An 11215-nucleotide genomic window follows, 5' to 3' on the forward strand; every position below is an offset into this window, starting at 1 on the left:
GGCAATGCTTATGAAGTCAGCGTTACGGGATTAGCTTTCTGTGTCATAGGGCTTGAAAAGCATTACGTCGATCAGCCACCTCCGGTGGCTTTCCCCCCTTTGGTACCTTACGGCACCAAAGGGGGAATCTCCTTCGCCCGCCAGGGCGGTTGGCCTGTTTTCCGACGCCCGCAGGGCGGTTGTATGGTTTTCGCCGCCGCAGGCGGCATAAAAAATGGCGCCGAAAGCGCCGTACCTCCCCAGTGGAACGGTACTTCATACCTCCCGAGGGCGAAAGCCCTCAACCCGTCCGGGAGGCGTCAGCCGGTCCCGGACAGAACCCTGGCAGCCCAGGGCCGAAAGGCCCGGCGGCTGGCTCAACCCTCACGCCCGTAAGGGCGTGTCAACCTTCGGGAATACTGGAAAGCACCGCCCCCAGCCCCTTCTTTTATAACTTGTATTCCCCTGTTTTATCCTGTATAATTATTTTTTGACAGTATCTTATTATATATAGGCAATGAGGGAGTGCAAGGTATGACCATTCAGAACGAGCTGGATATTGATATACGAAATCTTCTGGGAAATCCCTGGAGCGTGAAAGAGGGAGACCTGAAGAACATGGAAGACCGTATTCACCAGGCAGGACGGTCACTGACAGAACTCCGTAAAAGCGGAAAAGGACCCGACGGCAGCCTGGTCCTTTTTCCACGTCTGCCCTATATTCTGGAAGAAGAACGGCTCATGTCCAAAGAAGAGAGGGAGCACCTTTCCCATGTCCATGAACTGTCCAAAGCATCGGATATCCTGATTTCCATCGGCATCGGCGGTTCCTATCTGGGAAACCAGATGCTTTTCGACGTGTTCTGCGGTCCCTACTGGAACATGATGAGCCGGGAAGAGCGCCAGGGATTTCCCCAGGTCTTTTTCGCAGGGCAGAACATGGATCCCCATGGCCTTTTGCAGCTGGCAGAGGAAGTAGAGCGCCAGAGCCGGCGCCTTGGAAGAAAATGCCGGGTCCTTCTCCTGGTGATTTCCAAATCCGGCACCACCATCGAACCCTCCAGCGCCCTGAAGGCCCTGCGGACCATCCTTGCTCCCTTTGCGGACCTGTCCCTCCTTGCCATTACGGATAAGGAAAAAGGAACCCTTAGGCACTATGCCAATGAGCACCACCTCCCCTGCTTCACTGTGCCCGACGGCATCGGCGGCCGATTCAGCGAACTTTCCCAAGTGGGCCTCGTCTTTGCCCGCCTCATCGGCGTGGACATCGAAGCCCTCCTCTCCGGCGCCCGCATGGTGGAAGAAGCCTGCCAAAGCGAAAAGGCAGAGGAAAACCCAGCCCTTCTGCTGGCATCCCTGAAATACGCAGCCAGCAGGAAATACGGCACTGCCGCAGAAATCATCATGCCCTACGGCGACACCCTCCGTTCCTTCGGCTGGTGGTACGCCCAGCTTCTGGGAGAATCACTGGGAAAGAAATATGACATCCGGGGCAGAGAAATCCACTACGGCCGCATTCCCGTAGCTGCCGTAGGCACCACGGACATGCATTCCCTCACCCAGGAACATCAGCAGGGAGCCAAAAATAAACTGGTGCAGTTCATTTCCGTCAAAGAAAGCCGCAGTACCCTTTCCGTCCCCTGTGAAGAGGGTGGCGAAAAGGGCATGGTCCCCATGGACTACATGCTGGAATCCGCCCGCAAGGCCAACGAAAAAGCCCTGGCCTGCGAAGGGCGCATGAGCTGCAGCATCCACATCCGGAAAATCACCCCCTTCCACATGGGGGCCCTCATGTATTTCTTCTTCCTCACCATCGCTTACGAAGGCGCCCTGGCAGGCATTAATGCCTACGACCAGCCCGGCGTGGAGGACTATAAGAAAATCCTCCACCAGGATATCCGGGAATACATTGTGAGGAATAAGTAAACTGCGGACACGCCATTGGACACACCTGCGGTGTGAGGGTTCAAAAGGTTCAGAAGGTTCAAAGGGTTCAGAGGGTGGTGGTATCGCCCTCTCGGGCGATGAGTATAAAGTCAGCGTTACGGATTCACCTTTCTGTGTCATATGACATGATAATCATTCTGCGGATTGGCTCGCTGCGCTCGCCCCCTATCCGGCTTCGCCGCAGATTTGAAAAAATATTTTCCAAACCCCTTGCAATTTTAGAATCTATCTGTTATGATAATACAGTCGCAAGAAACATGCGTCTAGGGGCATAGCGCAATTGATAGAGCAACGGTCTCCAAAACCGTAGGTTGGGGGTTTGAGTCCCTCTGCCCCTGCCAATTTGGCCCAATAGCTCAGCTGGATAGAGCACTTGACTACGAATCAAGGTGTCGGGGGTTCGAATCCCTCTTGGGTCACCATGAAATCCGCTAAACAGCAGTTTAGCGGATTTTTTATTGTGCGTAAAGGAGCCTTTGGACACGCCCTGTCGGGCGTGAGGGTTCAGAAGGTTCAAAGGGTTCAAAGGGTTCAAAGGGTTGTGGATTGCCCTTACGGGCAATGCTTATAAAATCAGCGTTACGGATTAACCTATCTGCATCATACGTTATGCAAAGCATTCTGCGGATTGGCTCGCTGCGCTCGCCTCCCCCTTTCCGGCTGCGCCGGACTTCCCCCTGTTCAGGGGGCAGAATAAAGCTCTGAAAGGCAGTTCTTTCATAAGCAGCTCACAGCATAACGGAGCTTTATAGTGCCCCCGCTTGCGGGGGAAAGGTGGTGGCGCCAGCCACCAAAGGGGGAATGCATTTCCTCGCCCGTCAGGGCGGTTGTATGGTTTTCCCACGGGCTAAAGCCCGGTTGTAAAGTTTTTTCATAAGAGGGCGCCTTCTATAATTTAGAGGCGCCCTACAACAACCCTCGCGCCAGAGGCGCGTCAAACTTAAGCCCCTTAAGAACCTTCGGCCCGAAGGACCGTCAACCCTCAGCCCCATAGGGGCTTGTCCCTAAACCTTGTACTATTCTTCAAAAAACGATATAATAAAATAATTGTAAAGGTGTAATTCAATAATGAAAGGTGTCTCATTGTGAATAGAAAACAGCACACAATCAGAAAACCGGTTTCCTACAAAGGCAATGGTCTTCACTCCGGCATGCCGGTAACCATGACCATGCATCCCGCCAAACCGGGGACGGGCATCCTCTTCCGTAGAAGCGACCTTCCCGGTATGCCGGAAGTGCCTGCCGACAGCCGGTACATTACAAGCACCATGCGTGCCACCACCCTGGAGAAAGGGCCGGCCAAGGTGTTTACCGTGGAGCATCTGCTCTCCGCTCTCTACGCTTTGAATATCGACAACTGCATCATTGAAATGGATTCGCCGGAACCGCCGGTAGGCGACGGCAGTGCGAAGACCTTTGTGGACATGGTGGAGGAAGCAGGCATTGAAGAACAGGACGAAGAGATCCCTGTCCTCACCCTGGACAGAAGCGTAGCCATTTACGAAGGGAAAAAATTCATCACCGCCCTTCCTTATGACGGCCTGCGCATTACCTTCACTTCCATCAATCCCCATCCCCTTCTGGGCACCCAGATGGTGGATATCGTCATTGACCACGATTCCTACATGAAGGAAATCGCATCCGCCCGCACCATCGGTTTCACCTGGGAGCTGGAAGCCATGAGGAAAATGGGCCTTGGCAAGGGAGGCACCCTGGAAAATGCAGTGGTCTACTCTGAAACGGAATGCCTCTCAGTGCCCCGTTTCAAAGACGAACTGGTACGCCACAAGATTCTGGACATTCTGGGCGATATTTCCCTCATCGGACCGCTCCATGCCCATATCATCGCCGTCCTGGGAAGTCACAAGCTGAATGCGGAACTTTCCGAAAAACTGCAGGCTTTGAAAAAATAAGATACGAATATACGAATAGGATAAGGAGGAACTGTTATGGAATTAAATGTTGAAGAAATTATGGAAATCCTGCCCCATCGGTACCCCATGCTGCTGGTAGACAAGATTATTGAAATGGTTCCCATGAAATATGCCATCGGCGTGAAATGCGTCACCATGAACGAACCCTTTTTCCAGGGCCACTTCCCCGGCCATCCCGTCATGCCCGGCGCCCTCATCTGCGAGGCTATGGCCCAGGTCGGCGGCGTAGCCCTTCAGTATCCGGAAGAAAACAGGGGCCTCATCCCCATGTTCACCGGCATGGACCACGTCCGTTTCCGTTCCCCTGTCCTCCCCGGAGACCAGCTGGTCACCAAGGCAGTGATTAAGAAAATCATCGGCCGTATGGGCAAAGTACACTGCGAATGCCAGGCAGGCGGCGTGCACAAGGCAGAAGCCGATTTCCTCTTCTACCTCATGGATCCCAACGACTCCCCGGAAAAGAAGGAAAAGGAACAGGAAGCCCAGAAAAAATAAGTTTCCTTAAACTAATCAAAAACAGTTAATAAATAGAGGAAATGAAAGAAAGTCAAAGGAAATAAAGGATTCCCCTTATAAACACTCCAAAACCGCTGTTTCAAAACGATCATGAATCAGGGATTTATGTATAAAGAGAATCACAAATTAAAAAAATCGGCTGTCAGTCAAAACAGCCGCCACCATAAAGGGGAATGAGACTATGGAATTAAAAGTCATTCAATCGGCAGAACCGAAAATTCATCCAACCGCCGTCATCGATCCGACGGCCATCCTTCATAAAAATGTTGTCATCGGGCCCTATGCGGTGATCGGTGAGAACTGTGAAATCGGCGAAGGCTCCGTCATCGGCGCCCACGCCGTCATCGCCAAAAACGTGCGCATGGGTAAAGAAAACCACATTTACCCCCATGCCGTCATCGGTGAAGATCCCCAGGACCTCAAATTCCATGACGAATACAGCACCGTAGTCATCGGCGACCACAACCTGATCCGCGAATACGTCACCATCCACCGGGCCACCGGCGAAAACTGCGAAACCCGGGTAGGCTCCTACAACATGCTGCAGGCCTACACCCATGTAGCCCACAACTGCAACTTCGGCGACCACATCGTCATGTCCAGCTTCTCCGGCGTGGCAGGCCACGTCACCGTAGAAGACCATGCAGTCATCGGCGGCATGAGCGGTATCCACCAGTTCGTTAAAATCGGCGCCTGCGCCATGGTAGGCGGCATGTCCAAGATCGTGCAGGACGTATGCCCCTTCGTCATCGTAGACGGCAACCCCTCCCGGGTGGTAGGTCTGAACAGCGTAGGCCTTGCCCGCAACAACATTACGCCGGAAGTGAAGAGCTACCTGAAAAAGGCATACCGCCTCATTTTCCGTTCCGGCCTGAAGCTGAACGATGCCATCCTGGAAATGGAACAGGAACTTCCTTCCACTCCGGAAATCGAACACCTCCTCCGTTTCCTCCGCAACTGTGACCGCGGCCTCTGCCGTACCAGAGACAGATAACTATCCTCCCCTTTATGGATTGACTCCCCGAAAGGGGAGTTTTTTTGCTTCAAAGAGGAAGGTTCTTAGGATTGACCGGCCTGAGGGCCGGAGGGTTCTTAAGTTTGACGGCCCTTTGGGCCGAGGGTTGTGGTGGCGGCTCCGCCATTGGACACACCTTCGGTGTGAGGGTTGACAGGGCTGTGCCCCGAGGGTTATGGCCGCCTGATGGCGGCAGGTTGTGTAGAAGGGTTGAGGAAATGGGTTCTTAAGATGGACCGGCCTGACGGCCGGAGGGTTCTTAAGTTTGACGGCCCTTCGGGCCGAGGGTTGTGGTATCGCCCTTACGGGCGATGAGTATAAAGTCAGCGTTACGGATTCACCTTTCAGCGTCATATGACATGATAAGCACTACGGTAATCAGCCACCTCCGGTGGCTTCCCCCCTTTGGTGCCTTACGGCACCACCTTCCCCCCGCTGAGCGGTGGGACAATAAAACTCTGAAAAGCAGTCCTTTCATAAGCAGCTCACAGCATAACGGAGCTTTATAGTGCCCCCGTGAAGTGGGGGGGTGGCAAAGGAACTGGATTCATAGGGGAGCCCCGCGACCCGCGAATCCAGTGACATGCTTCCCACCGGGCAAGGTGGTGGCGCCAGCCACCAAAGGGGGATTGCATTTCCCTCGCCCGCCAGGGCGGTTGTGAAGGTTTTATCATAAGAGGGCGCCATCTATAAATGTAAGGCGCCCTCCACAACCCTCAGCGGCAAAGCCGCTGTCAAACTTAAGAACCCTCGGGGCGATAGCCCCGTCAAACTTTAGAACCCTCACGCCCGACAGGGCGTGTCCCCAAAAGCCTCTTGACTTACTAATTTTCTCATGCTAGAATTAATTTAACTTATATCATGACAATGACCGGAATCAGGCCCGGGAATCTTCCCAGAGAGGCAGCGGATGGTGCGAGCTGCTGAAGCGAACGAGCCGCGTCACCCGGGAGTCCTTCTCTGAGTCTATCCATGACCAGGAGCAAGCGGCGGCGCCGTTACAGCCCAATTGAGTACGCAAGACAAGGTGGTACCTCACGCATTTGTGCCCTGTCGGATTGTTTCCGGCAGGGCTTTTTGATGTCCTGCCTCTGCATTCTATTGTCAAAGGAGTGTATGTCATGAAGAAATCAGCCAATTCCCTCATTCCCATCGGGCTCATGCTCTTCGCCCTCTTCTTCGGCGCCGGCAACCTGATATTCCCCGTATTCATGGGTCAAAATTCCGGCGTCAATACCATTCCCGCCACCATCGGCTTTCTGATCACTGGTGTGGGCCTTCCTATCCTGGGGGTAGCGGCCATCGGTTATTCCGGCAATGACCTGCAGGCCCTGGCTTCCCGCATCCACCCCAAGTATGCCATTTTCTTCACCGTGGCTCTGTACCTTACCATCGGGCCGGCCTTTGCCATTCCCCGTACGGCCACCACATCCTTTGAAATCGCTATTTCCCCCTTCTTCGGAAGCGCCATGAAATCCAGCGCTCTCTATATTTTCTGCTTTCTTTTCTTCGTCGTTTCCTGGTGGCTTTCCATCAGCCCCAATAAGCTGGTCAGCCGTATCGGCAAAGTCATTACGCCGGTACTCCTCCTTTTCCTGGCCCTTCTTTTCATTGTTTCCACCATCCATCCCATGGGACCCTGGCAGCCTGCTGCCGACAGCTATCGGGACACCATGAAAGCCCTCACCCAGGGCTTCCTGGACGGCTACGGCACCATGGATGCCCTGGCTGCCTTCGTATTCGGCATTATCGTAGTCAATTCCGTCCGTCAGTACGGCGCCGACACCAATGAAGAAGTGGCTCTTTCTACCCTGAAAAGCGGCCTCATTGCCGGTGCCTGCCTGGGCATTATTTACATCTTCCTCTGCTTCCTGGGCGCCAGCTCTGTGACGGAACTGGGCATGCAGGAAAACGGTGCCGGCGTGCTGGTGGGTGCCGCCCATTACTACTTCGGCTCCTATGGCCGCATCGTCATGGGTGTCATCGTGCTCCTGGCCTGCCTCACCACCAGTGTGGGACTCATTACCGCCTGCGCTGAATATTTCTCCCGTCTCATTCCTGCCCTTTCCTACACCCTGTGGGTATCTGCCTTCTCTATCATTTCCTTCTTTGTAGCCCTCTTCGGCCTCACCACCATTATCAAGGCAGCCATTCCGGTGCTCATGTTCCTCTATCCCCTCACCATTTCTCTGGTGATCCTCACGTTCACCCACTCCCTCTACGGCGGCTACCGCAGCGTATACCGCACCGCCACCCTCTTCACCTTCTTCCCCTCCCTCTATGACGGCCTCCACACCGCAGGCCTTTCCCTGGGCGGCCTGGACACCTTCATGGCCTCCCTGCCCCTTGCAGGCTACGGCCTCTCCTGGGTGTCCTTCTGCCTGGCAGGCCTCATCCTGGGCATCATCCTCTCCCACTTCCAGCCCGCCAAAGCCGTGCAGGAATAGGATGAAATCGAATGCAAAAAGCTCCCCTCGGGGAGCTTTTTTAATATGAAAGTTTGGAGGGTTCAGAGGGAAAGGTTCTTAAGATGGATGGGCCTTCGGCCCAAGGGTTCTTAAGTTTGACGGGGCCTTTGGCCCCGAGGGTTGTGGATTGCCCTACGGGCAATGAGTATTATAATGCCGCCTTTCGGCGGTCACGTCCACATCAAGTATCATAATCAGGATTACCACCGTCCACCCCTTCGCCACTTCGTGGCCCTCTTCCCCTAAAGGGGACGCAAGAACGTTACAGGATTGGCTGTCTGTGTCATATGTGACACAATATCCAGTGCCACCTTTTTTCTCGTTTCCCCTTGAGGGGAAATGCCACGTAGTGGCAAAAGGGTGTACGGGGCAGAGCAACGATAGGATGCTCTATCGCTATCCTGACCGCCAATCGGCGGCCTCCCTCGCCACCTCATGGTCCTCTCCCCCTTGCAAGCAGGTGGCACTCGTTTTAATAAGTGCAGTTGTAAAGTTTTTTTCATAAGAGGGCGCCTTCTATAAATGTAAGGCGCCCACCTCCACCCTCAGCGGCAGAGCCGCTGTCAAACTTAAGAACCCTCAGGGCGATAGCCCCGTCAAACTTTAGAACCTTCACGCCCATAAGGGCGTGTCCATAAAGCATCCCATTGACTTAACATAGAAAAAATGCTATATTTAATCTATCTCTCTATAGATAATTATAGATATAAAGGAGTCAATCATGAATACCGAATCCATTACGATCCCCACCAAAGATACACCCAAGCCCCATAATGATAAGAAGGTCCTTCTGGAAGCCATGAAGTACCGCTATGCCACGAAGAAATTTGATCCGGAAAAAATCATTTCCGATGAAGACTTTGAAACCCTGCTGGAAGCGGCCCGTCTGTCTCCCACCTCCTTTGGCATGGAACCCTGGAAAATCCTGGTCATCCAGAACAGGAAAATCCGGGAGGAAATGATGCCCTACGGCTGGGGCGCCAGAGCCGGCCTCTCCGGCGCCAGCCATTTCGTAGTCTTCCTGGCCAACAAGAGAGAAGACATCACCTTCGGTTCCCCCTATGCAGACCACATGCTGAAGGACATCCACCAGGTGCCGCCGGAAGTATACGATTTCTACAGCCAGGTGTACACCCGCTTCGGGAAAGAGGAAATGAAAATCCTTGACTCCGAACGCACCGCCCTGGACTGGACCTCCAAGCAAGCCTACATCGTCATGGCCTACATGGGCATCGACTCCTGCCCCCTGGAAGGCTTCAATCCCGCCGACATGACCCGCCTTCTGGGAGAAGAGCATCACCTCTTCGACACCAGGCACTATGGCATCGCCGTCATGGCCGCTTTCGGCTATCGGGCCGAAACCCCGCACCGGGACAAGAGCAGAAAGCCCCTCTCCGAATCGGTGGAATGGGTGAGATAAGGGGTTCCTGTACAGTTTGATACTATGAAAGCTCATCGCTGCAGGAAACTTCCCGGAAAGGAGATTCCTCCACTCCGCAACGCTTTCGTCGAAATGACGGGAGTGCAAAGCTGCGCTTCTTTCATTGATCCCCCGTTGAAATAACTCTATGCTGCCCGCCGCCATCGTCATCTCGAGCGGAGCTGCATGCCGGTATGGACTGTAAAGACTTCGGGGTTTATTGAAACTCTGAGTCGAGAGATCTCCCACTTCAATGCATCCAGCACTATGGAGAAAAACCAGAATTTTCCCGACCGTCGAAAGGACGGGAGTGGAAAGCTGCGCTTTTGGCACAAGAAAATACACAAAAAACTTCAGCCCTCAAAGCTGGAGTTTTTTTGTGTCATTACTGTTTATTTTCGTTTTCCCAGGCCCTCTTGCCCAGTTCGATGGCACCGATGAGGCCGGCATGGTCTTTCAGCATCGGCGGAACGATGTAATTCTCCAGATTTCCTTCCACCATATCCGAATGAATGTAACCGTTCAGATTTTTCTTGACTTCATCTCTCACCATCTGGAACAGGTTGTCCTGATGCATGACGCCGCCGCCGATAATGATTTTGTCCGGAGAATAGAGGAGCACCAGATTGGAAACGCCCTGTCCCAGGTAATAGGCTTCCATTTCCCATACTTCCTTCCGGTTGTGCAGCGTCTCTCCCGGCGCGCCCCAGCGCTGCTGGATAGCCGGTCCGCAGGCGTATCCCTCCAGGCAGCCGCCGGGAAGGAAGGAATCCTTGTGGAAAGGACAGCTTCCTTCATAGGTATCCTTCGGATGGCGCTGGATCAGCATGTGCCCTGCTTCCGGATGCACCAGACCATGGAGGAGCTTTCCTTCCGTGTAAAGGCCTACGCCGATGCCGGTGCCTACAGTCATATAGGCCACCACCTGGCATCCTTTGCCGGCGCCGTAGACCGATTCACCCAGAGCCGCCCCGTTCACATCCGTATCAAACTCGATAGGAATCGCAAAAGCCCGGGCAAAGGGTCCCACAAAGTCCACATCCTGCCAGCCCTTCTTCGGTGTCGCCTTGATGTAGCCGTAAGTATGGGAGTCCTTCTTCAGGTCCAGAGGCCCGAAGCTGGCAATTCCCAGGGATTCGATGGAATACTGCTTAAACCAGGCAATGATTTCCGGCAGCACCCGGGATGCGGTGGTGGTAGGAAACCGCATTTCCGAAAGAATGCGAATGGTGCCATCCTTCACTTCTCCCACGCCGCAAATTATTTTAGTACCGCCTGCTTCTATACCGCCGATTAAAATTTTGAAACGCCTCCCTGCTCTTACGCTTTTGGAAATATCACTCGTATCAGTTTATAATATATTGACTCTTCTTGCAATGGGAAATTAAGGGCAGTGGGGGCCACTCTGTGGCCCGGGTTCATAGGGTTCAGAAGGTTCAAAAGGTTCAGAGGGAAAGGTTCTTAAGATGGATGGGCCTTCGGCCCAAGGGTTCTTAAGTTTGACGGCCCGTCAGCCCGAGGGTTGTGGATTGCCGCTCTGCGGCAATGCTTATAAAGTCAGCGTTACGGGATTTACTTTCAGTGCCATATGGCATGATAAGCATTCTGGTGATTAGCCGCTGCGCGGCTCCCCCTTATCCGGCTGCGCCGGACTTTCCCCCATCCGGGGGACAGAATAAATCGCTCTATGCTTTCCTGTAGAGACATGGCCCCATGGCTAAGTACCCATAGTGCCCCCGCTTGCGGGGGAAAGGTGGTGGCGCCAGCCACCAAAGGGGGAATTGCATTTCCTCGCCCGCAGGGCGGTTGTATGGTTTTCGCCGCCAAAGGCGGCATAAAAAATGGCGCCGAAGGCGCCGTACCTCCCCAGTGGGCACGGTCAGCCAACCAATAGGTAAGCCCTTTAATGGGCAGGCTAAGGGCCTACTTTGGCTGA

The 11215-nt window shown here is 53.8% G+C and carries 7 protein-coding genes and 2 tRNA genes; 8 read left to right on the forward strand and 1 reads right to left on the reverse strand.

Annotated elements, in window-relative coordinates; genetic code table 11:
* Positions 1 to 513 precede the first annotated feature (513 nt).
* The 8 genes from HMPREF9453_RS05000 (at position 514) to HMPREF9453_RS05035 (ending at position 9279) form a co-directional block, all read left to right on the forward strand.
* On the forward strand, positions 514 to 1905 hold the full coding sequence (locus HMPREF9453_RS05000) for a glucose-6-phosphate isomerase (protein ID WP_008859476.1): 1392 nt from the start codon (positions 514 to 516) through the stop codon (positions 1903 to 1905).
* 286 nt (positions 1906 to 2191) lie between these two features.
* A tRNA-Trp gene (locus HMPREF9453_RS05005) sits at positions 2192 to 2267 on the forward strand.
* A gap of 4 nt (positions 2268 to 2271) precedes the next feature.
* Positions 2272 to 2348, forward strand: a tRNA-Arg gene (locus tag HMPREF9453_RS05010).
* 663 nt (positions 2349 to 3011) lie between these two features.
* Positions 3012 to 3839: a UDP-3-O-acyl-N-acetylglucosamine deacetylase gene (gene lpxC, locus HMPREF9453_RS05015; protein WP_008859477.1), complete on the forward strand. Its 828-nt coding sequence runs from the start codon at positions 3012 to 3014 to the stop codon at positions 3837 to 3839.
* 36 nt (positions 3840 to 3875) lie between these two features.
* The gene (gene fabZ, locus HMPREF9453_RS05020; protein ID WP_008859478.1) at positions 3876 to 4355 is read left to right on the forward strand and encodes a 3-hydroxyacyl-ACP dehydratase FabZ; all 480 of its coding nucleotides are present in this window, start codon (positions 3876 to 3878) and stop codon (positions 4353 to 4355) included.
* A gap of 202 nt (positions 4356 to 4557) precedes the next feature.
* Positions 4558 to 5370 (forward strand): acyl-ACP--UDP-N-acetylglucosamine O-acyltransferase, encoded by an 813-nt coding sequence (gene lpxA / locus HMPREF9453_RS05025; RefSeq protein WP_008859479.1) that lies wholly within the window; start codon positions 4558 to 4560, stop codon positions 5368 to 5370.
* Positions 5371 to 6512: 1142 nt separating this feature from the next.
* Positions 6513 to 7838, forward strand: coding sequence for a branched-chain amino acid transport system II carrier protein (gene brnQ, locus HMPREF9453_RS05030; RefSeq protein ID WP_008859480.1), 1326 nt, complete (start codon positions 6513 to 6515; stop codon positions 7836 to 7838).
* 742 nt (positions 7839 to 8580) lie between these two features.
* On the forward strand, positions 8581 to 9279 hold the full coding sequence (locus tag HMPREF9453_RS05035) for an NAD(P)H-dependent oxidoreductase (RefSeq protein WP_008859482.1): 699 nt from the start codon (positions 8581 to 8583) through the stop codon (positions 9277 to 9279).
* Between the two features lie 385 nt (positions 9280 to 9664).
* On the opposite strand, the gene HMPREF9453_RS05040 is transcribed toward HMPREF9453_RS05035, so the two are convergent.
* Entirely contained in the window at positions 9665 to 10615 is a 951-nt protein-coding gene (locus HMPREF9453_RS05040) for an ROK family protein (protein ID WP_316244710.1), read from the reverse strand.
* Positions 10616 to 11215: the final 600 nt, after the last annotated feature.

Source organism: Dialister succinatiphilus YIT 11850 (assembly GCF_000242435.1).
GTDB classification, from domain to species: Bacteria; Bacillota; Negativicutes; order Veillonellales; family Dialisteraceae; genus Dialister; species Dialister succinatiphilus.

Coding starts and splice junctions, on each gene's coding strand:
- HMPREF9453_RS05000 (WP_008859476.1), top strand. CDS start 514: ATGACCATTCAGAACGAGCTGGATATTGATATACGAAATCTTCTGGGA.
- fabZ (WP_008859478.1), top strand. CDS start 3,876: ATGGAATTAAATGTTGAAGAAATTATGGAAATCCTGCCCCATCGGTAC.
- HMPREF9453_RS05035 (WP_008859482.1), top strand. CDS start 8,581: ATGAATACCGAATCCATTACGATCCCCACCAAAGATACACCCAAGCCC.
- lpxA (WP_008859479.1), top strand. CDS start 4,558: ATGGAATTAAAAGTCATTCAATCGGCAGAACCGAAAATTCATCCAACC.
- brnQ (WP_008859480.1), top strand. CDS start 6,513: ATGAAGAAATCAGCCAATTCCCTCATTCCCATCGGGCTCATGCTCTTC.